Consider the following 26745-nt stretch of genomic DNA (forward strand, 5'->3'; position numbering starts at 1 on the left):
GATATGGCAGCGTATAGCGCTTCTTTATTCTTTAAAACGATGGACGCATGCTTATAAATAAGGTTTCTGACCAAATAAAAAGAAGTAAGTACATTAGTCGCGACCTGAGCTGGTTGCGTTTCAATTACCGTGTGCTGGACCAGGCGCGGGATACCAACAAAAGCTTCTTCGACAGGTTGAAGTTTATGGCTATCACATCCTCCAACCTGGATGAGTTCTTTATGATCCGGGTGGGTAGTTTGTACAATTATCTCGACTATGGCAAGGAGCGCACCGACTATTCCGGCCTGCGGGAATTGCCATTCCGTAAGAAGCTGCTTGATTATGCCCATCGTTTCGTCAACGACCAGTACCTGACCTTCAATAATGAGCTGAAACCGATTTTCGAAAAGCATGGCTGCGATATTCTGAAGGTAAGCGAACTGACAGAAATCGAACAGAAGAAAGCAGACTCTTACTTTAAGAATACTATTTACCCGCTGCTCACGCCCATGGTGTACGACAACTACCATGGCTTTCCGTTGCTGATGAACCAACTGCTGACTTTTGGCGTGGTAACCCGCACCACAGAAGAGCTAAAGGCGCAGGATAGGGTAACATTTGTGCAGATACCGCAGAACCTGGCGCGTTTCTACGAGATAAACCGCAAGGACAGAATTATCTTTGTGCCGATAGAAGATATTATCCGCTGGAAGATCAAGAAGCTTTTCCGGAATGTAGAGATTGTGTCTGTTAACCTGTTCCGCATTACGCGCAACGGCGACTTTACCCTGGAGGAGTCGGATGACTTAGAGGCGGACTTTATACAGGAGATCAAGTCGAAGCTGCGCACACGCAAAAAGGGACGGGTGGTGCGCCTTGAAGTGGAGCGAAATCCATCGCAGTTCATGATGAAAACCCTGAAAGAGCGCTGGACAATCGATAACGCCAATGTGTTTACTATAAATTCCCTCCTAGATCTGCGAGGATTGTGGCAGATCATCAACCACCGGCATTTTAAAGATAAAGGCTTTAAGCAACCATCAGCGGTGCAGCCGCTCAGTCTGCCAAGCGATGGCGTGGATATGTTTGAGTACCTGAAAGAGCACGATGTGTTGCTGCACCACCCTTACAACAGTATGGAGCCAGTTGTGAGCTTGCTGGAGCGTGCTGCCGAGGACCCGTCGGTGCTGGGAATCAAGCAAACTATCTATCGGCTGGCAGATCAGTCGCGGGTAACGGCAGCGCTGTTGAAAGCTGCTGAAAACGGGAAGCACGTGTCGGTGCTGTTTGAGGTGAAGGCACGTTTTGACGAGGAGCGAAACTTAAGGGAGGGAGAGCGGCTGGAAAAGGCAGGCTGCTTCGTGATATATGGCATCAGCAAGTATAAAACACACACTAAAATGCTCATGATCATCCGGAAGGAAGGGGAGAAGGTGACGCGTTATATCCACATCGGTAGCGGTAACTACAACGAGCAAACCGCACGCCTCTATACCGATGTGAGCCTGCTTACTACCAATGAAGTATATGCGCACGATGTGTCAGAGTTCTTCAACGTTATCACGGGCCATTCCAGGCCAAACGAATACAAGTACCTGATGACGTCGCCAAAAGGCATGCGGCATCAGCTGATTGAGCTAATCCGGAATGAAGCGCGCAATGCAAAAAAAGGCTTAAAGAGCGGCATCGTTATCAAGATTAACTCTCTGGAGGATAAAGAGGTAATTGATGAATTCTACAAGGCCTCTAAAGCCGGCGTGCCTATCAAACTGATTGTGCGCGGCATCTGCTGCCTTCGTCCTGGCCGCGAGGAACTGAGCGATAACATTACTGTGAAGTCTATTGTGGGAGAGTATTTAGAGCACTCCCGACTGTACTACTTCCACAACAACGGCGAAACGAAAGTATACAGCGGCAGCGCCGATATAATGGTGCGCAGCTTCGACCGGCGTATAGAAGCCCTTTTCCTGATCACTAACGAAGAACTGAAGAAGGAAGTTATCAATATCCTGTATTACAACGTGCAAGACAACCAGAACTCTTACATTATGAGGGAAGACGGCACATATGTGAAGAGGCGGGTAGGGGCGAACGAAGAAGTAACAGACATTCATAAGCTGTTCTTTAAAAAAGCTATTAGCGAGGTGCAGGAGGCCGTAGAACTGCTTTAGTCATTTATCAGGTATATTATCAACACAAGTGAAAATAAGCGCGGCTGCAGTTATCTCTCTGAGAAAAGACTGCAGCCGCGCTTTTTGATGGATAAGGATATGTATATTAGTTACACCTTATGAATGTAAACTGCTAGCTGATAATTGATAGGTGGTACCTCAGTTGATTTTCTCAATAACAAAGGGCTCCGGGTGGTAACGCTCGTAGAGGGCGTGCAACATGCCGTCTTTCAGGCCAACGGCAGGTACGAGCATTGTTTCCAGCTTAGCCCATTTCATCGCGGACAAGTAAATTTCAGATGCTGGTACGATTACGTCAGCACGGTCAGGGTTTAGAAGCAGGTTTGTAATGCGCTCCTGCATGGGCATGGAACTAATGTGTGCCGCAACTTCTTCAATTTGTTTCCGGAAAATAGCCTTGCCGGGCGTTTTACCTGCAATTTCAAATATCTTATTGATGTTACCGCCTGTGCCGATAGCACGGGACAAATGGTACTTCTTAGAGTTTGTCTCAATCCAATGGCGCATCTGGTTCCACAGTTCCATGGATTCGTCGCCTTGCATGTGGCGGATAGAGCCTTGTTCAAATGACTGACATGCTTTCTTCTCCTTGTTCACATAGATGTTAAATTCTGTGCTTCCGCCGCCCACATCAATGTGCAGATAATTGCGCTCATCCAGAAAGTTGAAGATGACTTTATTGATCAGGTCAGCTTCTCTTTCTCCGTCAATCACCTGTATTTCCATGTCTACTTCTTCCTTTACCCGCTTCATTATTTCGGGCGCATTTACTGCGGAGCGCATGGCAGAGGTGGCACAAATCATGTAGTGGTCTACGTCGTGCACATCCAACAGCAGTTGGAAGGCTTTCAGAAGCTTTACAAATTTCTCTATTTTATTTTGAGGGATATAGCCGGAGTTGAACACGTCCTCGCCAAAGCGGATGGCATACCGCACGTACTCCACCTTTTTAAAAAATACATGACCGTTCTGGTTCAGCACACTGGAGATCTGGCATCTCACTGCATTCGAACCGATATCTATGGCTGCTAACTTCAAAGGCTTGTCTGTTTATGTTTTCAATAGGGTAAATATAAGCAGAAAATATTTTTATGGCAGGCCCCGAGGGAAACTGCATGGCCTCCGAACCGAAAATAGCGGCTCCCAAAGGAGCGACTATAGACTATAGCAGGAAAGGACTAAATAAATGGAAGGCTTAGCGCAAGCTTACATCGCCTTCGGTATTAATCCAGCCGAGTAGACCATCGTCGTTCCGGACCAGCTGGAACCCATTGTAGTTGCCCAACACGGCCACATTGTTTCCGGGTTTTAAGCTGTCTTTCGCAGCAGCCAAAGGGTGTGCCTCATCCAGCAGGTCAGTCTCAGCGGAAATCTTCTCGTAACGGACAGGCTTGGTGGTAGCTTCGACTAAACTGCCTGCAATATAAGCTTCGGTACCATTGGGTAAAGCAATACGGTACCATGTATCTACGCCACCCATTACCTGCAAGGGGGTGTGTTGTGGCAGTGTGGCATAAACCGTCGATTTTATAGTTGGCTGCAGCCTGATATTCGCTGACTTTGCCGATATACGTACCCAATTGCCCACCAGCGATGCATCGATCCTTACATCAGGCAATTTCTGGTTTGACTCGTACAGGTAAGGAAATGGGTTTGTGGCGCCGCGTCCGAAGCGGTATATGCCAAAGTGCAGGTGTGGGTTTGTGGTGATGGCATTGCCTGTATTGCCAATAAAACCCAGTGTGTCGCCTATCTGCACCCGCTGCCCGGCTGCAACCGCCTGGCTGTCAAGGTGGGCATAGTATAAGCTCTGCCTGCGTTTTACGTCTGTAAGCCACACTACCTTTCCGCCCCGTGGCGTTACGCTTACTTTTGATACTACGCCTTCAGTGGAGGCAATAGCGGGCGTGCCCCGCTTCGCAAATACATCAACGCCCTCGTGCAGACGAACGCCTCCGTCGCGCGGGTCGCCCCAGATGCTGGCGATGTTACGGCTGGTTTTGCCTTGCACCGGGAAAGCCAGGGTAGGTTCTGCCTGAATCGTTACCGTGTACTGGCCACTGCGCAGCAGCTCTGGCTGTACACGCAAAATATGCTGCTGGTCTTCGTCTACTTCGTAGCTTATCGATGTAGAGGCGGTATCAGCGGAGGCTACGCGGTGAGCCTCCGCTGAAGGTATGGCGGGTGCCTCAAACAAATCCATAAATACCTGTGCCTGCTCCCTTGCTTTCATTTCAAGGTTCACTACAAGGCGCTCTCCCCGTTTTGCAGCTATCCTGTACCCGAGGGCTTTGGGTTTCTCCGCAGAAAAGTAACCTGTTTCTTTAAAAGGGAGCGTCACAGTGATTGAATCCCTTAAGGCTTGTTGCCCCGCCTGCAGCCACTCCTGCCCTAAAGCTGTCTCGTCTAGTTTAGCATCTTTCAATTTGGCTGCATACTTCTCATAGGGTGTCTGTTCTTTGCTGAACACGCCTCGCAAGGTTTGCTTGCCGCTACAGCCGGCGAGCAGTAGTCCCATGAAAATGTAAAATATATAACTATGATAATTTATATTATCTGATCTCATTGTTCTCTTCAGGATAGGTGTTGCTGTTATAACAGCTTCAGAGTCATAAATGATGCCTTTTACCGGAAAATATTGATAAGCTGGGGACTAATGCTAAGGGATGATTTTAGTGTGAACTAACCGAAGGTGCTGCAATACGTACAAAGAAGGTGAACCAAAGAAGAGATGGAGATGAAAATACATTCTTGGAGATATACCCGACGTAAAATGGCTCGGGGGCTTTTACCGCTGTTTGCACCCTTGGTGCTAGTACCGTTTGCAACTCCTGTGAACAAGGGATCTGCTATGTCCAAGCCGGATCAAAAGAAGATCAGAGACAGAGTCACCAACTATAAATTGATGCGGTTTAACCAGGTATCATACAATCTGTATAGCTACATGGACCTTCAGGAAACAGGGTTGAAGTTTGAGGTGTTTGATAAGGCACTGACAGGCTATTACAATATGAAGCGTAATCAGAAAATCTCTGATAAACCCATCATCACCATCATAGATTTTACAAAATCGTCGAACGAGAAAAGGCTGTGGGTAGTGGATGTGGAGAAGAAGGAATTACTTATTAACACCTACGTATCCCATGGCCGCAACTCCGGGGAAGAATTTGCGGAGCATTTCTCAAACGAGAATGAATCCTTTATGAGCAGTATCGGCTTTTATGTGACCGATGAAACATACCAGGGCAAGCACGGCCTTTCGCTGAAACTGGAGGGGTTGGACGAGGGGTTCAACACCAATGCAAAAGACCGGTGCATAGTAATGCATGGCGCTGAGTACGCCACAGAAGACTTTATAAAACAGGCAGGCCGCCTAGGACGCAGTTTAGGTTGCCCTGCCGTGCCGATGGAGCAGCACGATGAAATAATCAAAACGGTAATGGGCGGTACCGCATTGTATGCGCATGCCGCGCATGATGCCTATACCTCCCAATACCTCGACCACATGACAGCAATGGCGGAGTTAGTAAATGAAAACAAAAAGGACATACCGGTTCCGGCTAAATCTTAAGAATCACGCCATTTAATGCTGCAGCCTACGCTGGGTGCCTGCTCCTGTGGCACAGGCTGCCTGGTAAGCAGCGCATCTAGCGCAGTACGCAGGTCGTTGCCCGTGACCGGCTTTCCGTTATTGGGGCGGGAGTCGTCGAACTGCCCGTGGTAGGCAAGGCCCATTTTGCCGTCATACACAAAGAATTCAGGCGTACATTCCGCCTCATAGGTGCGGGCTACCTGTTGTGTCTGGTCGTAGAGGTACGGAAATGAGAAATCATAATCCAGCGCCAGTGCTTTCATCTGCTGAGGTCCGTCCTGCGGATACGTCATGGCATCGTTCGAACTGATGGCTACAAAATTGACGCCTTTAGTCTTGTACTCAGCCGCTACATCCACTAGCTCATCTAGAATGTGCTGCACATAGGGGCAATGGTTGCTGATGAACATGATAACAGTAGCTTTGGGAGAGGCTACATCCGTGAGGGAAACCAGTGCGTCAGAAGCAGTGTCTAAAAGCGCAAAGTTATGTGCTTTGGTGCCCAGGTCAATCTGGGCATTGGAATATGCTGCCATAGCTTATCTAATTTTTCGGGTAAGCCCGTGGCAGAGTGCTACGGGCTATGATTTCTAAAATAGGTATTTTTACGGCGGATAGCAAACGCCCTTTCAGTGTAAGGTTATTTCTCCCTGCCCACAAACCTGCCGTAAAGCTTAGTCAACTCTAACAGTTCTTTCGCGTTTTTATCTGTGAACTGGTTCTTTTTGAGTCGCCATTCCCAATTTCCCCTGGAGGTAGAGGGCTTGTTCATAGTGGCTTCTTTCCCAAGCCCCAGCACATCCTGCACCGGCAGCACAGCCAGTTGTGCCACAGAAGCCAGTGCTAAACGCCCCATTATTTCATGCACATTGTCTTCAGAGAGCTCCTGATAGGTGTAGTCGCTGAGGGCTTTTTTGTCACCTTTCTTTGCGTCGTGGTACCAGGCTACCACTGTGCTGTTGTCGTGCGTGCCGGTATATACAATGCTGTTACGTGTATGGTTGTGCGGCATAAAGGAGCCTTCAAACGCTTTCTCATCCGAGACAAAAGCAAATAGTAATACAAGCATGCCCGGCAGGTCGAACTGCTGTATCAGATCACGGACAGGCTGGTCTATCTCGCCCAGGTCCTCGGCAATGATTGGCATTTTGTGATATTTCTTCTGTACAAGGCTCAGGATTTCGGCACCCGGTGATTTCTTCCACTTTCCGTTCATGGCTGTCTCTTCACCGGCAGGCACCTCCCAGTAAGCAGAGAAGGCGCGGAAATGGTCGAGGCGCAGCAACCCGAACAGGCGCAGGTTATGGTCGATGCGGCGTATCCACCAGTCATAGTTGTGTTTGGCCAGCTCTGTCCAGTCAAAAACCGGTGTGCCCCACAGCTGACCAGTCTCGCTGAAGAAGTCCGGTGGCACCCCGGAAAGCCCGGTGGCGTTTCCTTCTTTATCCAGCTTAAAATACTCCGGGTTCTGCCATACATCCGCACTGTCGTGACTTACATAAAAAGGCATGTCGCCGAAAAAGGTGATGTCTTTCTGGTGACAGTATTGCTTTAGTTTCTCCCATTGCCTGTAAAACAGGAACTGCATAAACTGCTCAAAATGGACCTCTTCCACCATCTCTTGTTCAAGGGCCTTTACGGCATGCTCCTCGTGCTGCTTTATTTCTTTGGGCCATTCCACCCAGCTTCTGTCTTCAAAGCGCTTCTTGAAGGCAGCGAACCGTGCAAAGTCCGGTAACCACGCCTTTTGTTCGCGCATGAAGGCTTTGTATTCCTGCTGCAAATCAGAGTCTGCAGTTTCGTTAAACTTATCAAAAGCCTTCTGCCATAGCTTCAGCTTCAGTTTAACTACCTTCGGATACTCTACCCGGTCCTCTTTAAATTCCTCGTCTAATTCAAGATCGCTTTTTTGTAGCAAACCATCCTGCACGAGCAGCTCAGGGCTGATGAGCAACGGGTTCCCTGCAAAGGCAGAGTGGCTGCTGTAGGGGGAGTGGCCGTAGCCGCCTTCGGTGGGGTTTAGCGGGAGTATCTGCCAGTACCGCTGGCCCGCTTCTTCTAACAGGTCAGCAAAATGATAGGCTTCTGGTCCTAAATCCCCAATACCGAAGCGGGAGGGGAGAGAGGTAATATGCAGTAAAAGGCCTGCACTTCGTTTTGATATAATCATAAAGTATTTGTTGCGGTTAAAAATGCTACCGGGAATGTTTTAAGTACCCCGGCTAAGGGCAGTATGTTCTCTTCTGCTTGCAGCGTGCCATTTCCAAGTACGTGCTGCCATGCTACCGGTGCTCCTTCAGGCAGCGCGATAGCAGTGTCTTCCCAAACTTCTTCCCCTATTGGCAACTCATGTTCGCCAATGAGGTTTACGAGCAGAAGCGGTACCACCACCACGCCCCACTGCCCCTCATGGTGGCGGGCAAACGCCAGAATACGGTGCTTGTGCGTTCCCTGTACATGCAGCGGCACATAATCCCCAAAGTTAAACAGTGGCTGTAAGTCACGTCGCCTGTTCAGCACCTTGTACAGCATGTATAATTTCACTTTCCCGTCGTCCGGGTTCTGAAGCAGTTGCTGTTGCAGGCCGTCAGGGTCCTGCTGCTCCTGCTCTTTTAATTCCGTCAGGTACTGCTGGCGTAGCTCGTAGTCTACAGGGCGGCGGTTATCGGGGTCTACAAGGCTCAGGTCCCAAAGTTCGCAGCTCTGGTAAATATCGGGCACACCGGGGCAGGTTATTTTGAGCAAGGCCTGGCAGAGCGCATAAATCCAGCCATAGTGCGATACCTTCTGGAAGAAAGGCCTGAAAGTATCCATGAAATCTTTATCGTCGAGCAACAGCTGCTGCACCAGGTCCGTCATGGCCTGTTCATACCCTTCGTTCGGATCAGACCAACCTGTTTTTACTTTTGCCTCCCGCAGCGCCTTTTGCAGGTACTCCTGCACCCGCTCCACAATCGACTCATCAGCCTGGCCGTTCAGCGGAAGTACGCCAATGAGTGTCTGGAAAAAGAAATAGAGGTCGTTGATGCTTGGTTTGGTGGTGTATTTTTTACTTCTCTCAATCCAATCCTGCACATTATTTTCCCACTCTTCCGGGAGTTCGCTCAGCACGTTCAGGCGGATACGGGCACCTTCGCCGCGCTTGGTGTCGTGGGTAGCCGTGGCGTTGATGGAGTGGGGGTACACCCGCTGGCGGTACAGCATGCGCTCGTGAAACTCATCGTCGTTGAGGTGGAAAATATCCGGACTGTTACCCACTTCGTTAAGGGAAATCAGGCGGTTATAATTATAGAAGGTGGTATCTTCCACGCCTTTGGCGGCAAGTGGCCCTGTATATTGCTGGCTCCGCATAACAAAGTACAGCTTGTCATGCGTCGTCTGCTCTGTATCGCCGGGCTCTAAAGTAAAGAGCTTGTGCAGCTCCTGGAAGTACTCCTGCAATTCCGGGGCCTGGTTATGGGCTTCCTCAAATGCATTGTCCACCACCTGCATTTCGTCTTTAGAGAGCGGCAGCCGGTTACCATAGATACAGTAAACCGGCCAGGCGCACAGCAACACTCCCAGTGCCTTTCTCCATTCATCTTCCGGATCAAGCGGTATCAGGTGGCGTTCCTGTAACAGACGCAACAGGTTATGCAACTCTCCCTGCATCTGGTCTTTCAGGATGAACGTTTTCTTTTCAAAAACCAGCTGCTCATAGTTTTTAGCCGCGCTTGGCACCAGCCGGCTGTAGATTTGGGTAAGCTTGCGGCGGCCGGAGCCGGAGGTATACAGGTTGCTGACCCACGCCAGGAAATCGTAGCCGCTGTTGCCCTCAATCGGCCAGCGCTCCGGTAACTGTTCCTCACCTTCGAGGATTTTCTCTACGACTATATAGGCTTCCGGGCCAGCCAGTTTGCGCAGGCGCTTCAGGTAATTGGTAGGGTCGAAGAGACCGTCCACGTGGTCTACCCGCAGGCCCTGCAGCAGCCCTTGGTCTACCAGTTGCTTTATGAACTGGTGATACTGCTCAAACACCTCCGGGTGCTCCATGCGCAGGCAAATCAGGTCGTTCACAGTAAAGAAGCGGCGGAAGTTGATGCGCTTCTCTGTTTCCTGCCAGTGGCAAAGTATATAGTGCTGCTGCTGAAGTAGCTGCTGCAGCTTTCCATTATCGTTCTGAATGCTTTTCACCATCCCTTCCAGTTCCTGCCTGAGCTGCGCGTTGTTGAAGAGCTTCTTTTTAAAGTTGTTCCAGGCGGCAGGGGAGATGCTTTCTTCTGATTCGAATAATCGCAGGTCGTTGAGGAATTGTTGTACGTGGTTGCTTGTATCCGGTTCTCCGGCAATTGGTTGTATCTCCTGCAAGAGCGTTTTGTAGCTGGATATACTCAAGGGATAGGCGCTGTCGTAGTAGTTGACGGTAAGGCCTTTGTCCGAAAACCTGAGCTCTAATTGATTTTGCCTGAGCACCTCTTCCAGAGAATCGCCCAAAAAAGGAACCATCACCTGGCCTGCAAAATCGGGGTGATGAAAATCGATGTCGAAGAAGGTATAGAAGTGAGACTGCGGGCCTTTTTCCAGCACATCCATCAGCCACACATTGCCGGGGTGGTAAGCCATGTGGTTGGGCACAATGTCCTGCAGCCAGCCCATGTTCCTTTCTTTCAGTTCCGAAGCAATTTGCTTTAGCTCCTGCTTGGTGCCAACATCAGGGTTGATGTCGTAGGGGGCGGTTACGTCGTAACCGTGCTCGCTGCCGGGGCGGGAGCAGAAAAAAGGAGCCGAGTAAACCGTGCTGATGCCCAGATCGTGCAGGTATGGGATTATCTCCTGCACCTGTTTAAACGTGAATTTAGGCGATATTTGTAGCCTGTAGGTGGCTGCTGGAATGTATACCATATTGTGTTTTCAGATTTAGGTTTGAACAAAGCACATCGAACTTTTCAATCCATGCTGCGGCTTCTTTATCGCCAAGTTCGCTGTGCTTCAGGTACTTCTTGTAAATAGTTTGTTGCATCCGGAAAGCAATGTTCTGTGCCTGCCAGTAGTCGCCCTCTAACTTTGAGCTTTCCAGTACGTCGAGTAAATCAATTAAAAGCTGCATTTTACGTAGGTTGTTCGGGTGCTCCTGTACATACTTCATTAGCTGGTTTGCCCGGTGCGATAAGGCAAACTCCAGAGAGGTATAGCTGAGTTTTACCTTCATACGCTTTGCTTCCTCGAGTAGTCTTTTTACCTCCTGTGTAGCGGGCGTTTCTGACTTAAACTCATGCAGCAGTTTAGTATTTAAGATATACTCTACGGTTGTCTGCAGCGGCTCCGGCAGTTTCATTCCCAATGTTTTGATGGCGGAAATCAAGGGGTAATTATTATAGTAAAGCTGCTCGAAATTACTCTCCACGTTTTGCATGGTGTTTTCCAGCACCTGGTCCAGTATTTTCTTCTGATCATCTTTAAATAAGTGCCAGAACGAATAGCTGTGAGATTCAAAGTGCTTATCTAGCAACATAATCACCTCGCTCACATTTCCGCGCTCAAAGGCTATACGTAACTCACCTGTCAGGTTAGCATAATTTTCAGCACTCACAAACTCACGCACGCCGCCGAACAGCTGGTGGTCGCCCAGGTGCAGGACGCTAAAAGTAATTACCTCTTCCTCCCACGTAACCATAGAACAAATATTGGCTCTACCAACCGCCAGATTCTGCCGGCCGGCTGCCATCTGCTCGTACTCCAGTGATGTTGCCTTATAGCTATACAGTTCTACCTCTTTTTTATGTTCTGCAAAAAGTGAAGATACAGCATAATGTGCACCCACCCGCCTCAAGTCAAGGATGGTGGGTTTTACCGATTTAAGATAAGCTTCCGCTGCATTCCCCAGGTCTTTGTGGTTGCTCTTTGCCTGCCTCAGCAGCTTCAAGAATGGTTTCTCATAATCAGTGTCCTGCCCGCTAATACTGTGAGCTAACTGAATGGCTCTGGCTGCATAGTAAATATCCTGCACCGTTTCTATGCCTGTCACCTCGTCAAAAAACCAGCCGCAACTGGTGTACATGAGCAGGGTATGGTACTGCATTTCAAGTAGTTTCAGGAAACGCACCTTCTCCATTTTACTCAGCTCGCGTGTGGTATGGCTTTGAATAAACGCCGCCACATTTTGCTCCGAGCGATCCATAATAACTTGTACATAATCATTTCGGGCAGCCCATGGCGCTGCTCCCAGTTTTTTTATTTCCTTTTCAAAGAGCGGTGTAAGCTGGTCGCGGAGCCAGTCAAAGGCTTTCCGGAGAGGACCGCGCCACTGCTGATCCCAGCCACTGTTGCCGCCTGTGTTGCAGCCACAGTTACTTTGCCAGCGTTCTACGCCGTGGGCACAGCTCCAGGAGGTTTGCTCTATAATTTCTGCCTCATACTGCGGCGGAAACTTCTCCAGGAACTCCCCATAGATTGTGATTTTTGCCAGCTCTTCTGCCTCAATGTGTTCAAGCGCAAAGGAGAGGGCCATCTCGCCAAAGCGGTGATGGTGGCCGTAGGTCTCGCCATCCGTGGCAATGTGCATCAGCTGTGGTTCTTCTCTTTTAGTATGGAGCGCGCCAATTAGGCGATTCGCCAGGTCTTCCCCCCGGTTCAGTAACCGCTCAAAGGCGATGCCCTGTGAGACCGGGGCATCGTAAAAGAACAACACGATTTCTTTGCCGGAAGGCAGCTTGCAAAGGTAGGGCCGCCGCGGATCAATGTTGGCTCCCACGGCACTGTGCCATTCCTTTTCCCCCACCCGGCGGTAACGCTTTGCCTGGTACGGAGACAGGATGGTAAATTTAATACCACGTTCCGCCAATACTTCCAAGGTGGGGGTGTCAGCGGCTGTCTCTGCCAGCCACATGCCTTCCGGTTTCCGTCCAAAGCGTTTTTGGAAATCATAAATGCCCCAGACAACCTGTGTCTGTTTGTCGCGGGCATTGGCCAGCGGCATGATGATGTGGTTGTATACCTGTGCCAGCGCAGAGCCATGCCCGGAGAAGCGTTCCCTGCTTTCTATATCAGCCTCCAGGATCGCCTCATACGTCTCAGGCTCTTTCTTCTGCATCCACTCAAGTAACGTAGGCCCGAAATTAAAGCTGATGTGGGCGTAGTTATTCATGATATCCTCAATCTTGCCATTCCCGTCGAGGATGCGGGAGGCGGAATTGCGGGCGTAGCACTCATCGTTTATACGCTCGTTCCAGTCGTGGTACGGGGAAGCGGATTCCTGCAGTTCTACCTCGTTCAGCCAAGGGTTTTCGCGTGGGGGCTGGTAAAAGTGCCCGTGTATACAGATGTAGCGGTTCATTTATGTTTGTTGTTCAAGTATGAGCACAGACGCTGGCGGAAGGCTGACAGAGGCCCCTGATACCAGTGCCTCTCCTTTACCTGTGCCACTTCCTCCCCAGTCATTATCAGTTGAGTTCAGAATCGGTTTCCAGTTCCTTCCTGCTGATGTATTTACCAGTGTTGTTTCCTGTGGTTGATTACTTATGTTAAACAGGCAGTAGAGATTAGATGTCGCCCCTGTATGGATGAGGTGCAGCACAAGTTTCTCTTCCTCCAGGCTTACCTTCATGTTCGGCTTGTCCGGCTTTGCCAGGGCAGGGGCGGTCTTGCGCAGCTGTATCAGCTGTTTGTAAAACTCCCGCAGTTGCTTTTGCTTCTCATTAGAAGTATAGCTCCGCTGCAGTTTAGACCTGTTAAAGGTTTCCTCGCTTTGCGGGTCAGGTGCTTCTCCTTTTGAGGCAAAGTAGGCAAATTCCGCTTTCCTTCCTTTCTGTACGGCCTCCACCAATTCCTTGTCTGTGTGGCTTACAAAGTACAGGAAAGGATTCTCCTCCCCATATTCTTCCCCCATAAACAGCATCGGCACATAAGGCGAGAGCAGTACCAGGCCTGCCACTGCTTTTAGCATCTCAAAAGACACCAGCTCGGTGAGGCGTTCGCCCAACATGCGGTTACCAACCTGGTCGTGGTTTTGAGAACAAACCACAAACTGCTGCGCCGGGTTAGCGGTGGCGTCGGTGCCGAGGGTTTTCTTACGGTGCTCTGAATAAAGGCCATTGTAGACAAAGGTATGCTCCAGCGCTTTTTTGAGTTGTTCCGGCTTGCCGTAGTCTTCGTAATAACCTTCCTGCTCACCCGTTACAAGCGTGTGGATGACGTGGTGGTAATCATCAAACCACTGCGCATCTAAGCCATATCCTCCTTTTTCAATCGGGTTAATCAGGCGTACATCGCTCAGGTCTGTTTCTGCCGTGAGTATATAGTTGCGACCTTCCTGCTCTTCCAGCTGGTTTACATGCTCGCGTAGCTCTTGCAGAAAATGCTTGGCGCCAGTGTCGTAAATCGCATGTACGGCATCAAGCCGCAGGGCATCTATATGGAAGTCCCGGAGCCACATCAGGGCGTTTTGGAAAAAGAAATTGCGGACGTGGTCGGAGTGGGCGTCGTCAAAGTTAAGGGCGTTTCCCCAGGGCGTGTGATATTTGTCTGTAAAGTACGGGCCGTAATCGTTGAGGTAGTTTCCCTCCGGGCCCATGTGATTGTACACTACATCCAGCACCACCGAAATTTCCTGCTCATGGCAGGCGTTCACAAGCTTTTTCAAACCCTCCGGACCTCCGTAAGAGTCCTGCGTGGCGAAGGGGTAAACACCATCGTAGCCCCAGTTGCGGTTACCAGGGAACTGGGCCACCGGCATTATCTCGATGGCTGTGATACCTAAGTCTTTCAACTCCGGCAGTTTTTGAATAGTGGCTTCAAAAGTACCTTCCTCTGTGAACGTGCCTACGTGCAGCTCATAAATAATCAGCTGTTCCAGGGACAGCCCCTTCCAGTTTTTATCAGTCCAGTTAAAGTGGCTGTGATCGACTACGGCAGAAGCTTTATGCACGCCATCCGGTTGAAAGAGAGAGGCGGGATCAGGCCTCTCTTTCTCCCCATCCAGATTAAACATGTAGCGTGTGCCAGGACCGGCGTTCTCTGCCAGGGCCGTCCAGTAACCGAAAGCTTCACGTTGTAGTTTTAGTTTTTTCTTATCAGGAGCATGAAGCGATACCTCTACCTGCTCAACCTCCGGTGCCCACACGGTAAAAGTAGTTCCTCTGCCTGGGGTGTAGTCTGCTCCAATTTTTCTTAATATTGACATAAAATTAATGGATTTTCACAGCTCGTATTAACTTGCTTCTCGGGCTTAAGGTTATACCTTTTGGTGAAAAGATAGGTGTCTGATGATAAGCTTTTTGCTACATTGGCTACAGGTATGGGTGCAATTACGGGTGATATTTGCTAATATAGAATATTGTCCGTAACCTATTTATCTGAGCACAGTAACTATAAACTGACAAAACAGAACTACTACACAGACTACTACATGGAACATCTTGCAGGAACCAAACGCATTATAATTGAAAAAATAAAACCAGAAATAAATTGCGGTAGATTCCCCGCCAAACGGGTAGTGGGAGAGGAGATGACAGTGACAGCCGACATCTTTGGTGACGGGCACGATGAGGTAAAAGCGCAACTTATATACCGCAACACCAGCAACACCGATTCAGAAGAATGGACTGCCGTTCCGATGGAGTTCCTGGGGAACGACCACTGGCAGGCTACCTTTACCCCCGATGCCATGGGGCGTTATGAGTATACTATAGAAGGTTGGGTCGATCACTTTTACACCTGGCAGAAAGGCCTGAAGAAAAAATTTGAGGCGGGCCAGGATATAACAGTGGAGTTGCAGATTGGAGCGCAGATGATAGAAGAAACCGCTGCACCAGCAGAGGGCAGTGTGCAGGAGCAACTTTACAGTGTCGCACACCAGCTGCGCCACAACCCGAACCATGCCGATGGTGTGGCGCTTGCTACAGGCAAAGAGATATCAGATTTGATGAGCACTACCGGCGAACGGGAGAATGTAACGTCGTATGAGAAGCGGTTGCAACTGGATGTAGAGCGGAAGAAAGCGCTCTTCAGTGCTTGGTACGAATTCTTTCCGAGGTCGGCTTCGCCACAGGCCGGGCAGCATGGTACGTTCAAGGATTGTGAAAGACTGCTGCCCCGCATCGCTGAGATGGGCTTCGACACCATATACCTGCCACCTATCCACCCCATCGGGCACGCTTTCAGAAAAGGTAAAAACAACAATCCTGCCGCGCAGCCAGGTGAACCCGGGTCTCCGTGGGCAATTGGCGCTGCTGAGGGAGGCCACGATGGCATTCTACCGGAACTGGGTACATTGGATGATTTCAGACATCTTGTGCAGCAGGCGAAAGAACATGGTATTGAAATAGCGCTTGACTTTGCCATACAATGTTCCCAGGACCATCCTTATGTGAAAGAGCACCCGCAGTGGTTTAAGTGGCGGCCGGATGGCACCGTACAATATGCGGAGAACCCACCCAAGAAGTACCAGGACGTGTTGCCTGTCAACTTCGAGACGGAAGACTGGCAGAACTTGTGGCAGGAACTCCGTCGGGTACTGCAGCACTGGATCGATCAGGGCGTCGTGGTTTTTAGAGTGGATAACCCGCATACCAAGGCTTTCGCTTTTTGGGATTGGGTGATTGAGGATATTCATAAAGACCATCCGGAGGTGATTTTCCTGGCTGAGGCATTTACCCGCCCCCGTGTGATGGAGCGCTTAGCCAAAGGTGGATTTACTCAATCCTATACCTACTATACATGGCGCAACTCTGCCGAGGAACTGAAAGAGTACATGCAGGAGCTCACTAAGACGGAGATGCGCGAATACTTCAGACCAAACTTCTGGCCCAATACCCCGGATATCAATCCTCCTGCACTGCAGGAAGGTGGAGAGGCGGCACATATCACGCGCTTGGTAATGGCGGCCACCATGTCGTCTAACTACGGTCTGTATGGCCCGGTGTATGAGTTCGGTATCGCCACGCCGGTACCTGGAAAGGAGGAGTACTTAAACTCTGAAAAATATGAGATCAAGCATTGGGATTGGGGTAAGCTGACCAAAATTCGCGAAGTTATCACGATGATTAACCGGGCCCGCAGAGTGAACGCAGCACTGCAGACTACCTGGAACATTGCCTTCGGAGGCACTGATAACCCGGCATTCTTATGTTATGCTAAGTGGAGCAGCGACTTCAGCAATAAAATAATCGTGGTGGTGAACCTTGACCCGTATAACACACAGGCAGGCTGGGTGCAGGTGCCGCTCACCGACCTGAAAATGGGCAACGGGCAGTACGTGGTGCACGACTTGCTGACCGAGCGAAAGTACACCTGGACGGATGAGTGGAACTATGTTGAGCTTCGTCCGCACGAAATGCCGGTGCACGTATTAAGAGTAGAAGAGTCTGCACCTGGAGCAGGGCAGCAAGATATAGATAACACCTGGTTAGCATCCGATCACGACTAAAAACTTTAGAACCCTATCAACAACAAATATGGCAGACGAAAAAGAACTGTTAGACGACAATATACATTGGTACAAAGACGCCATCATTTATGAGCTTCACATTAAAGCTTTTAAAGATGGAAACGGTGACGGCATCGGCGACTTCAAAGGCCTGATGCAGAAGCTGGATTATTTAGAAGACTTAGGCGTGACAGCTATCTGGCTGCTACCCTTTTATCCTTCACCCCTCCGCGACGATGGCTATGATATCGCTGATTATTTAGGCATCAACCCTTCGTACGGCAACATGCAAGACTTTAAGCTTTTCGTGAAAGAAGCGCACCGCCGTGGACTAAAGGTCATCACAGAGTTGGTTATTAACCACACTTCTGACCAGCACCCGTGGTTCCAGCGCGCCCGAAAAGCTAAAAAGGGATCCAAACACAGAGACTTCTACGTCTGGTCCGATGATAACACGAAATGGAAAGATGTCCGCATCATTTTCACGGATACTGAGCAAAGCAACTGGACCTGGGACCCGGTGGCAGAGCAGTATTACTGGCACCGCTTTTTTTCCCATCAGCCGGATTTAAACTATGATAACCCGGAGGTTCAGAAAGAGGTGTTCAAAGTGCTGGACTACTGGTTTGATTTAGGAGTGGACGGTTTCCGCCTGGATGCGGTTCCTTACCTGTTCGAGCGCGAAGGCACTAACGGTGAAAACCTGCCGGAAACACACGACTTTCTGAAGAAGCTTCGTGCGCACGTGGATAGCAAGTATGAGGGAAAACTCCTGCTGGCCGAAGCGAACATGTGGCCTGAGGATTCGGCCGCATACTTCGGTGATGGCGATGAGTGCCACATGAACTATCACTTCCCCATCATGCCGCGCCTGTTTATGTCGGTGAAGATGGAGGACCGCTACCCGATCATCGATATCTTCAACCAGACACCCGAAATACATGAAAGTTGCCAATGGGCCATGTTCCTGCGAAATCACGATGAGCTGACGCTGGAAATGGTAACCGACGAGGAGCGTGATTATATGTACAAGGTCTACACCAAAGACCCCATGGCGCGCATCAACTTAGGTATAAGGCATCGCCTGGCCCCACTATTGGGCAACGACCGCAATAAGATAGAGCTCATGAACGTGCTGCTCTTCTCGATGCGCGGAACGCCGGTGGTATACTATGGTGATGAGATTGGCATGGGGGATAACTACTACCTCGGTGACCGCGACGGCGTTCGCACACCCATGCAGTGGAACGAAGACCGCAACGCCGGTTTCTCTGCTGCCAACCCGCAGCGCCTGTACCTGCCTGTTATTATTGACCCGGAGTATAAGTATGAGTCGATAAACGTTGACACGCAGAACCATAACGCCAACTCGCTGCTATGGTGGATGCGCCGCATCATTAACATGCGCAAGCGCTACAAAGCCTTTGGCCGCGGTACGATAAAATTCCTGTCGCCTACTAATTCCAAAGTGCTGGCTTTTGTGCGGGAGTATGAGAACGAGACCATACTGGTAATTGCAAACCTTTCCCGCTTCCCGGAGGCGGTGGAACTGGATCTGCATGACTACAGAGGCCGCACACCGGTAGAGGTTTTCAGCAAGAATAAATTCCCGAACATCAAAGATGAAGATTACCTGTTCACTATAAGTGGCCACGGCTACTATTGGATGGAGCTGCAGCCTCAGGAAGTAGCGCAGGAGTCAGGAGTGCAGCAGAAGGCGGTGCAAATCAGTTCTCTGAAAGCGGCACTTGATACGAAAACACTGAAGACACTGGACTCGCAAATACTGCCGCCTTACGTGTTGAAGCGCCGCTGGTTTGGTGGCAAGGCTCGTACCGTGCAGCGCATGCAGGTTACCAACAACATGCCGCTGCCACTTGGCAAGACCGGTGCCTCCATGCTCTTCATTGAAGTTAGCTACAACGAAGGGCTGCCGGAGCTGTACCAGCTTCCTGTGGCCTTTGCCACAGGCGATGACGAGCAGGAGTTGCGCAACAATAACCCGAATGGGGTGATTGCCCGCGTTGCCATAGACGGAAAAGAGGGTATACTCTATGATGCTCTCTACAGCGATGAGTTCCGACAGAGCCTGCTGCAGATGATGGTGAAGAAAAAAAGAGTACGGCAGGATGAGGCAGAACTGGTTGGCTACAGCAACAAAAGCGTGGCAACAGACCTGCGCAGTTCCACCGAGCCGCTTACGTCTAAAATCCTGGCGGCAGAGCAGAGCAATACGTCCATCATTTTTGATAATTCGCTCTTCCTGAAAGTGTATCGCAAGCTCGACAGAACTATGAACCCAGATGTGGAGGTAGTGCAGATGCTGACCGAGAAGGTGGGCTTTGCCAACACGCCGCGCTTCCTGGGAGCAATAGAGCAGCACGAAGCAGGCAAGCAGCCGATGGTACTTGTGATGCTGCAGGAACTGGTGCCAAACCAGGGCGATGCTTGGGATTATATTGGCGATTCTCTGAAGCGCCTCTATGAGCGCATCCTGACGCAGAACGAGCGCCTGAAGGCAAAACAGCCTGCCGGTTCCCTTTCCCGCCCATTAGCCTTCTCCGATATTCCGGAAGAAGTGCAGATGCAGATAGGGGGTGCCCATGTAGAGCGGGTAGAACTCTTAGGCCTGCGTACCGCTGAAATGCACCTGGCGCTGGGTAGTATAGACGATGAAAAGGACTTTGTGCCAGAGGGGTTTTCGCTGCACTACCAGCGCTCCCTTTACTCTTCCCTGACATCACTTGTGCGCAGCAACTTCGATAGTTTGCAGAAGCACCTGCCAAACTTGCCGGAAAATGTGCGAGGGGAGGCCGAGGAAGTGCTAAATATGCGCGAAGAAGTGCTGGAGCGCCTGAAAATGATTTTTGCCAGAAAAATAGATACCCTGAAAATCAGGACTCACGGCGACTACCATTTAGGACAGGTGCTTTTTACTGGTAAAGACTTCTACATCATTGACTTTGAGGGAGAGCCAGCACGTTCTTTTAGTGAACGCCGCTTAAAACGCTCTGCGCTGCGCGATGTGGCGGGTATGATACGCTCATTCCACTACGCCGCCTATAGTGCCATGTTCCAGCAGGAAGGGCTGCGTCGTGAAGATGTGGAATACCTGGAAACCTGGGCGGAGCAATGGTACCAATACGCTAGTGGCTTCTATATGCACAACTACCTGGGCAAGATCCAAGGTTCCGGTATCGTACCGGCTAAAGAAGAAGACTTCGAGACACTGATCCATACCTTCCTTTTAGAGAAGGCGATTTACGAACTCGGATATGAATTAAATAATCGTCCGGATTGGGTGCTCATCCCCATCAGAGGCATCAAGTACATCATGAAAAAGTATAAGAATGGCTAAGAAAAAAGAAAGCACAACCACCGAGACCACAAATATAACGCAAGCTACCGGCCAGGATTCTGGTCAGGATATAAAGAAGAAATCCTCCAAAAAAGGTTCTAAACTAGCAGCAGATGCTGCTGGTGAGGGCCAGGGGGAGACTTCTGCAAAGCGCGGAAAAAATAAATCTAAGGACAGTAAGCCTGCGGCTGAGATGGGTTCTCCTGTAACCGGTGCTGCATCGGGTGAGGAGGGAGCAAAGGTCTCGAAGCGAGGGCGGCCAAAGAAATCAGAAACAGAAGCGGCTAGCAAAGCATCCGCAAAGGGTGGTAAATCTAAGAAAGCTGCAGCTTCTGCGGATGACTCAGAAGTAGTGGTGCCTGTTGCAAGCAATGAAACTGTGCAGGAGAATATTGTTGTCAAAACAAAAGGCTTTGGAAGTACTGCAGCAGAATCTCAACCTTCTGCTACATCCGATGCCCAGGAACAAACAGGTGCAGGACAGGGCGACCAAGCCGCTGCAGCACAAACAAGAGAGGAGGACACCATTTCAGCAGAAACTACACCATCGGCCGTGCAACTTGCCAGCCGCTTTACAGATTTCGATATTTACCTTTTTAAGGAGGGAAAACATTTCTCCTTATATGAAAAACTTGGCTCGCACCACATGGAGCACGGTGGAAAACAGGGAACATACTTTGCGGTATGGGCTCCCAACGCCGAACTGGTGTCTGTTATGGGTGACTTTAACGGATGGAGCCGCGACAGTCATAAACTATACCTGCGCGGGGATGAATCCGGGATATGGGAAGGATTTGTGCCTGACGTAGAGACTGGTGTCATGTATAAATACCACATAAAGTCGCGCTACAACCTGTACCATGTTGAGAAAAGTGATCCTTTTGCTTTCAGCCGGGAAAAGCCGCCGCAAACAGCTTCAGTTGTCGCGGACATGAACTACAACTGGCAGGATCAGCAGTGGCTGGACCGCCGCAAGAGCATGGCAGATCAGGCGCAGCCTTACAGTGTTTACGAACTGCACCTGGGTTCATGGCGTCGTAAACCGGAAGAAGATAACCGTTCGCTCACTTACCGCGAACTGGCTGAAGAACTGCCTGCCTATGTAAAGCATATGGGCTTTACACACATAGAGTTGATGCCAATTATGTTCCACCCGTTTAACGGTTCATGGGGATATCAGGTAACAGGTTATTTTGCGCCCGCCAGCACCTTTGGCTCTCCACAAGACCTGATGTACCTGATTGATGTGCTGCACCAGCACGATATTGGCGTAATTCTGGATTGGGTACCTTCACACTTCCCATCTGATGAGCATGGACTGGCTTACTTCGACGGCACGCACTTGTTTGAGCATGCCGATCCACGCAAAGGCTATCACCCTGATTGGAACAGTTATATCTTTAACTACGGCCGCAGCGAAGTTCGCTCTTTCCTGATCAGTAATGCATTGTTCTGGATAGACAAGTACCATGCGGATGGCTTGCGTGTAGATGCCGTGGCCTCTATGTTATACTTAGACTACAGCCGCAAAGAAGGGGAGTGGATACCGAATGAGTACGGTGGCCGCGAGAACCTCGAAGCTATCTCCTTACTGAAGGACTTTAACTACGCTGTGCGTGAACGCTTCCCGGATGTGAAAACCATCGCAGAGGAATCTACTGCATGGCCGGGTGTTACAGCACCGGTAGAGCACGGAGGTCTTGGCTTTGATATGAAGTGGATGATGGGCTGGATGCACGATACCCTCGACTACTTTGCCAAAGATTCTGTCTACCGCAGATATCATCAGGGAGAGATTACCTTCAGTATGATGTATGCATTCTCAGAGAAGTTTATGTTGCCGCTTTCACATGATGAAATCGTGCACGGCAAAGGTTCGCTTCTTCAGAAAATGCCGGGAGATGAGTGGCAGCGATTTGCTAACCTACGCACGCTCTACGCTTACATGTACGCTCACCCTGGAGGTAAACTCTTATTCATGGGGGCGGAAATTGGCCAGAGCAGCGAATGGAACCATGACAGCAGTGTGGAATGGCATCTGCTTCAGTATGGTTACCACCAGGGAATACAGGATGAACTACGCGAACTGAACGCCATCTACAAACAGGAGCCTGCACTATATGCGCACAGCTTTAGTCCGGAAGGTTTTGAATGGATTGATTATAATGATGCACACAACAGCGTGATGAGCTTCCTGCGCAAAAGCGATAATCCGGATGAGACACTGCTGGTGGCATGTAACTTTACACCGGCCATGCATGAGCATTACCGCTTAGGGGTGCCGCAGGCAGGGCAGTGGGTGCAGGTGTTTAACTCCGACGACAGCCGTTACGGAGGCAGCAACCAGCACAACGACGGACCGATCAGCACAATTGATGAGCCGTTCCATGGCCGCGGTTACTCGCTAACACTTAAGTTGCCACCGCTTTCTGTGGTATATTTCAAGCTTCAGCGTTAAGGAGTTTTGGATAATAACAAAAAAGAGGCAGCGTACTTATACGCTGCCTCTTTTTTGTTCTGCTTTTTTTAACGTGCTCGGTGTGTCGTGATATTAGTATCGCGTTACTTTCCTTTGCGCAGGGGAAAGAGTTTTCGGAAGCTTTTATTTCCATCCTTTGTGTTATTAGATGAGATATCTGTTTCAGAAACAGAGCGAACGTCTTCTATTGAATAAAAAGCCTGCGGGTTGTAATTTCGGATGATGTCAATTACACTTTCCAGTTTTTTGCGTTTCACGATCATAAAAAGCAGGTTTACTTTGCCCCGCGTGCCGCGCGCATCCACGCTGGTAAGCCGATAGCCGTGTCCTGTTAGCTGCTCAATCAGTTTATCTGCGGGCTCTACCGTAATTACGCGCACCACCGCTTGCCCCAGCGCCAGCTTTTGCTCTACCCGCAAGCCTAAAAAGTTGCCTGTGGCAAATCCGCCGGCCCAGGCCAGGTAAGAGGCCACGTTGTTTAGGTTCTCCATCACCTGCGTTATGGCAATCAGCCAGATCAGGACTTCTAAAAAACCAAGCAAGGGAGCAATCACTTTATCTCCTTTAGAGATAAAAACAATCCGCAACGTGCCTAAAGTTACATCGCAGATGCGCGCCAGAAATATAAGAGCAGGTATGATAACCCACTCGACTATACCCGGATCTATTCCTTCAAAATAATTCATTTCTTCATCAGGAGGCGGAGGTGGCACCTCAATCTTTATTTATAGTTTCTAGTAACCTCAACTGTCACTGGCAATACATCCCCGACAAACTCAGTACGAGCTTTAGACAGAGCGCCAGTATAGAGTGCTGCTTTATAAAAATGAGCCTTCCGGATACCAGGCAGCGCAGACCTCTACTTATATCCGAGATACCGTTGCTCATCAGTGCACGGAGCTTATATGTCCGTTTTATGACTGTTACCTGCAGCCCCGCTAGCAGGTTAGGGACAGGCCTTTGTGCGGCAAAACCAATCTCAATACTGGCCACACCGGCAGCTGTCAAAGAGTCTGCACCTGGTTTCCGGACACCTTCAAAGCTCAGCAAAATAAATGAAGCCGCCATAAAAGTGGCAATAGAAATGGGCAGTTTCTTTGTGAACATAGGTTGTGTCTATCTGCTCCGTTCTATTATAAATTTTTAGGAACCGGATAAACCTGGTTCAGGGGCTGCGGAGGTTTGTGTGGTAGCGTCATTCTACTTCAGATTATACTTTGAGGTTGTACTTTATCAAATTAAAGCTGTAAATACTTTGAAAGAGACTTAATTATAGCTATTTTTATATATTACCTCAACACAAATGATATTTTATGCGTATGGATAATTAGGTAATTGTATCCAACCGAAATTAAATTAACGCGAAAATAGGCTTGTAAGATAGCATTGATACACCCCATGCGCTTTCTTAAACTGCCTGCATAAACATACCCGAAAAATGGCAAAACTGATCATCGTATCTAACAGGCTTCCTGTAAAACTGCAAGAGAAGGAGGGTGAGTTACTCTACAAAACAAGTGAAGGCGGGCTTGCTACAGGCCTTGGATCTATCTATAAACAAGGGGATAACCTATGGATAGGTTGGCCTGGTATGGTGGTGGAAGATCCGGAAAAGCAACAGCGCATCGCCGATGATATCCGGAAGGAGAGCATGAGTCCTGTTTTTTTGACGGAAACTGAGATAAAGGAATTCTACGAAGGCTTCAGCAACGAGACGCTCTGGCCTACCTTCCACTATTTTAGTCAGTATGCCATCTATGAGCAACAGCTTTGGGAAACTTATGTAGAGGTGAATCAGAAATATTGCGATGCGGTAGTGGCACAGGCCGGACCAGAAGATACCATTTGGGTACATGATTACCAGCTCCTGCTTTTGCCGTCTATGTTGCGCGAAAGACTGCCAAACAGTACCATCGGCTTCTTTCAACACATCCCGTTCCCTTCTTACGAGATATTCCGTTTACTGCCCTGGCGAAAAGAACTGCTGGAAGGTATGCTTGGCTCTGACCTCGTAGGCTTCCATACCTACGATGACATGCGCCACTTCCTGAGTTCAGTGAACCGCATCGTAGGATACGGTAGTATGCACGGGTGGATCAATACTAACTCCCGCTCTCTGCTGGTAGATTCGTTCCCGATGGGGATAGACTATGAAAAGTACAGCAGTACAGCCGCCCTTGAAGAGGTGCAAAAGCGGGAGCAGATTTACCGTGGCAACCTGAATGCAGAAAAGGTAATACTTTCCATCGACAGACTGGATTATTCTAAAGGTATAGCACAACGCCTGAAGGCATTTGAGCTGTTCCTCGAGAAATACCCGCAGTTCCATGAAAGGGTGACGCTGCTCATGCTGGTGGTGCCAAGTCGGGATGCCGTAGAAAAGTATAAGGAACTGAAAGAGGAGATAGATGAACTGGTAGGCCGTATTAACGGCAGGTACAGCCGTATCAGCTGGAACCCAATTCAGTACTTCTACCGCTCTTATCCGCTCGAAACCCTTTCTGCTTTTTACCGCATGGCCGATGTGGCGCTGGTAACGCCTATGCGCGATGGAATGAACTTGGTTTGTAAGGAATACATCGCCAGTAAATCAGACCAGAAAGGAGTGCTGATATTAAGTGAGATGGCAGGAGCCTCTAAAGAACTTTCTGATGCCCTGCTGATCAACCCGAATGATATAAACCAGATGGTAGAGGCGCTGAACACCGCGCTCACGATGCCAGAGGACCAGCAAATTGCCCATATGAAAAACATGCAGGAGTCGCTACAGCGCTACAACATCCATCACTGGGTGAGCATGTTCATGGATCGCCTGTCATACGTCAAAATCAAGCAGCTGTCGCTGGCAACTTCTTACCTCGACGATGCGACGATCCAGGAAATGAACGATGCCTACGATTCTGCAAGCTCACGCCTGTTCTTTCTGGAATATGATGGTGCTTTGGTTGATTACCGTAACCGCCCGCTGATGGCCCGTCCGGATGATGACCTGATGGACTTGCTGGAGCGCCTCAGCAGCAATAAGAAAAACAGGGTAGTAGTAGTTAGCAGCCGCGAAAAAGCAACCATGCAGGATTGGCTCGGGCACCTGAACATTGATATTATAGCAGAGCACGGCGTCTGGATAAAACAGCGTGGTACCGGCTGGCAAACCATGCTAAGCCTGCTGGATGACTGGAAGAAAGACATTCGCATGATACTGGATTTATACGTAGACCGTACGCCAGCCTCTTTTATAGAAGAAAAGGAGTACTCGCTTGTGTGGCACTACCGCCGTGTGGAAACCGGACTTGGTGAGCTACGTGCCCGCGAGTTAGTAAACCACCTGAATTTTATTGCCTCCAACAGTAACCTTCAGGTGCTGGATGGGCAGATGGCAGTAGAAATAAAAGCGCAGGAAATAAACAAAGGAAAAGCATCCAGCTACTGGCTGAGCAAATTTCCGCACAAATTTGTGCTAGCCATTGGCGATGATTGGGGAGATGAGGACATTTTTAAAGCAATGCCTCGTGAAGCCTATACTGTAAAAGTAGGGAACTCCTATTCAGTAGCGAAGTACCATGTGGATACTTGTGAGGAAGCTCGCCAGACACTGGACAGATTAGTGCAGACAAGAAGGCAGGAACAGTCTCCTGGTGCTTTAATGACTGGTTGATTAATCAATCAATAGAACTTGTATCAACAAAGAACGCCCCCTGTTACAACCCTGTAGCAGAGGGCGTTTTGTTGCAGGGCTTGTTG

At 49.5% G+C, this 26745-nt stretch carries 15 protein-coding genes; 6 read left to right on the forward strand and 9 right to left on the reverse strand.

The window, feature by feature from the left end:
* Positions 1-47: 47 nt before the first annotated feature.
* A complete protein-coding gene (gene ppk1, locus E1919_RS18320; RefSeq protein ID WP_162054869.1) occupies positions 48-2153 on the forward strand; it encodes a polyphosphate kinase 1 in 2106 nt (701 codons plus the stop codon).
* A gap of 159 nt (positions 2154-2312) precedes the next feature.
* Here ppk1 and E1919_RS18325 read toward each other — a convergent pair whose 3' ends face one another.
* Together E1919_RS18325 and E1919_RS18330 are read right to left on the reverse strand one after the other, a co-directional pair.
* Positions 2313-3212, reverse strand: a complete 900-nt coding sequence (locus E1919_RS18325; protein ID WP_162054870.1) for a Ppx/GppA phosphatase family protein — start codon at positions 3210-3212, stop codon at positions 2313-2315.
* Positions 3213-3369: 157 nt separating this feature from the next.
* Positions 3370-4692, reverse strand: a complete 1323-nt coding sequence (locus E1919_RS18330; protein ID WP_162054871.1) for a peptidoglycan DD-metalloendopeptidase family protein — start codon at positions 4690-4692, stop codon at positions 3370-3372.
* A 315-nt stretch (positions 4693-5007) separates the two neighbouring features.
* Between E1919_RS18330 and E1919_RS18335 the strand changes: the two genes are divergently transcribed.
* On the forward strand, positions 5008-5745 hold the full coding sequence (locus E1919_RS18335; protein ID WP_237144603.1) for a murein L,D-transpeptidase catalytic domain family protein: 738 nt from the start codon (positions 5008-5010) through the stop codon (positions 5743-5745).
* Here E1919_RS18335 and E1919_RS18340 read toward each other — a convergent pair.
* The 5 genes from E1919_RS18340 to treZ all read right to left on the reverse strand — a co-directional run bounded on the left by E1919_RS18340 (position 5742) and on the right by treZ (position 14923).
* Positions 5742-6302: a thioredoxin family protein gene (locus E1919_RS18340; RefSeq protein WP_162054872.1), complete on the reverse strand. Its 561-nt coding sequence runs from the start codon at positions 6300-6302 to the stop codon at positions 5742-5744. The genes E1919_RS18335 and E1919_RS18340 overlap by 4 nt on opposite strands.
* A 104-nt stretch (positions 6303-6406) precedes the next feature.
* Positions 6407-7936: a 4-alpha-glucanotransferase gene (gene malQ / locus E1919_RS18345; RefSeq protein WP_162054873.1), complete on the reverse strand. Its 1530-nt coding sequence runs from the start codon at positions 7934-7936 to the stop codon at positions 6407-6409.
* Positions 7933-10647: a malto-oligosyltrehalose synthase gene (gene treY / locus E1919_RS18350; RefSeq protein ID WP_162054874.1), complete on the reverse strand. Its 2715-nt coding sequence runs from the start codon at positions 10645-10647 to the stop codon at positions 7933-7935. The genes malQ and treY overlap by 4 nt, the downstream gene beginning before the upstream one ends.
* The gene (locus E1919_RS18355; RefSeq protein ID WP_162054875.1) at positions 10601-13078 is read right to left on the reverse strand and encodes a DUF3536 domain-containing protein; all 2478 of its coding nucleotides are present in this window, start codon (positions 13076-13078) and stop codon (positions 10601-10603) included. The genes treY and E1919_RS18355 overlap by 47 nt, the downstream gene beginning before the upstream one ends.
* Complete coding sequence (gene treZ, locus E1919_RS18360) at positions 13079-14923, reverse strand: malto-oligosyltrehalose trehalohydrolase (protein WP_162054876.1); 1845 nt, start codon at positions 14921-14923, stop codon at positions 13079-13081.
* Between the two features lie 225 nt (positions 14924-15148).
* Here treZ and E1919_RS18365 point away from each other — a divergent pair, with 225 nt between their 5' ends.
* From E1919_RS18365 to glgB, 3 genes are read left to right on the forward strand one after another with little or no spacing between them, the layout of a single operon-like run.
* Entirely contained in the window at positions 15149-17167 is a 2019-nt protein-coding gene (locus E1919_RS18365) for an alpha-1,4-glucan--maltose-1-phosphate maltosyltransferase (RefSeq protein WP_162054877.1), read from the forward strand.
* Between the two features lie 28 nt (positions 17168-17195).
* Entirely contained in the window at positions 17196-20525 is a 3330-nt protein-coding gene (gene treS, locus E1919_RS18370; protein ID WP_162054878.1) for a maltose alpha-D-glucosyltransferase, read from the forward strand.
* Complete coding sequence (gene glgB, locus E1919_RS18375; protein ID WP_317168242.1) at positions 20518-22983, forward strand: 1,4-alpha-glucan branching protein GlgB; 2466 nt, start codon at positions 20518-20520, stop codon at positions 22981-22983. The genes treS and glgB overlap by 8 nt, the downstream gene beginning before the upstream one ends.
* Before the next feature lie 104 nt (positions 22984-23087).
* Here the strand turns inward: glgB and E1919_RS18380 are convergent, their stop codons facing one another.
* Together E1919_RS18380 and E1919_RS18385 are read right to left on the reverse strand one after the other, a co-directional pair.
* Positions 23088-23690: a DUF2179 domain-containing protein gene (locus E1919_RS18380; RefSeq protein ID WP_162054879.1), complete on the reverse strand. Its 603-nt coding sequence runs from the start codon at positions 23688-23690 to the stop codon at positions 23088-23090.
* A 64-nt stretch (positions 23691-23754) separates the two neighbouring features.
* Positions 23755-24111 (reverse strand): hypothetical protein, encoded by a 357-nt coding sequence (locus tag E1919_RS18385; protein ID WP_162054880.1) that lies wholly within the window; start codon positions 24109-24111, stop codon positions 23755-23757.
* 331 nt (positions 24112-24442) lie between these two features.
* Here E1919_RS18385 and E1919_RS18390 point away from each other — a divergent pair, with 331 nt between their 5' ends.
* Complete coding sequence (locus E1919_RS18390) at positions 24443-26659, forward strand: bifunctional alpha,alpha-trehalose-phosphate synthase (UDP-forming)/trehalose-phosphatase (RefSeq protein WP_162054881.1); 2217 nt, start codon at positions 24443-24445, stop codon at positions 26657-26659.
* The last annotated feature ends 86 nt before the right edge of the window (positions 26660-26745 follow it).

This window comes from Pontibacter pamirensis, assembly GCF_010015475.1.
GTDB classification, from domain to species: domain Bacteria; phylum Bacteroidota; class Bacteroidia; order Cytophagales; family Hymenobacteraceae; genus Pontibacter; species Pontibacter pamirensis.

Bases quoted from the DNA above. Each gene is read 5' to 3' on its own strand.
- E1919_RS18380 (WP_162054879.1), bottom strand. From the start codon at position 23,690: ATGAATTATTTTGAAGGAATAGATCCGGGTATAGTCGAGTGGGTTATC.
- treS (WP_162054878.1), top strand. From the start codon at position 17,196: ATGGCAGACGAAAAAGAACTGTTAGACGACAATATACATTGGTACAAA.
- E1919_RS18365 (WP_162054877.1), top strand. From the start codon at position 15,149: ATGGAACATCTTGCAGGAACCAAACGCATTATAATTGAAAAAATAAAA.
- E1919_RS18330 (WP_162054871.1), bottom strand. From the start codon at position 4,692: ATGGGACTACTGCTCGCCGGCTGTAGCGGCAAGCAAACCTTGCGAGGC.
- E1919_RS18385 (WP_162054880.1), bottom strand. From the start codon at position 24,111: ATGTTCACAAAGAAACTGCCCATTTCTATTGCCACTTTTATGGCGGCT.
- E1919_RS18355 (WP_162054875.1), bottom strand. From the start codon at position 13,078: ATGAACCGCTACATCTGTATACACGGGCACTTTTACCAGCCCCCACGC.
- E1919_RS18390 (WP_162054881.1), top strand. From the start codon at position 24,443: ATGGCAAAACTGATCATCGTATCTAACAGGCTTCCTGTAAAACTGCAA.
- treY (WP_162054874.1), bottom strand. From the start codon at position 10,647: ATGGTATACATTCCAGCAGCCACCTACAGGCTACAAATATCGCCTAAA.
- treZ (WP_162054876.1), bottom strand. From the start codon at position 14,923: ATGTCAATATTAAGAAAAATTGGAGCAGACTACACCCCAGGCAGAGGA.
- glgB (WP_317168242.1), top strand. From the start codon at position 20,518: ATGGCTAAGAAAAAAGAAAGCACAACCACCGAGACCACAAATATAACG.
- ppk1 (WP_162054869.1), top strand. From the start codon at position 48: ATGCTTATAAATAAGGTTTCTGACCAAATAAAAAGAAGTAAGTACATT.
- malQ (WP_162054873.1), bottom strand. From the start codon at position 7,936: ATGATTATATCAAAACGAAGTGCAGGCCTTTTACTGCATATTACCTCT.
- E1919_RS18340 (WP_162054872.1), bottom strand. From the start codon at position 6,302: ATGGCAGCATATTCCAATGCCCAGATTGACCTGGGCACCAAAGCACAT.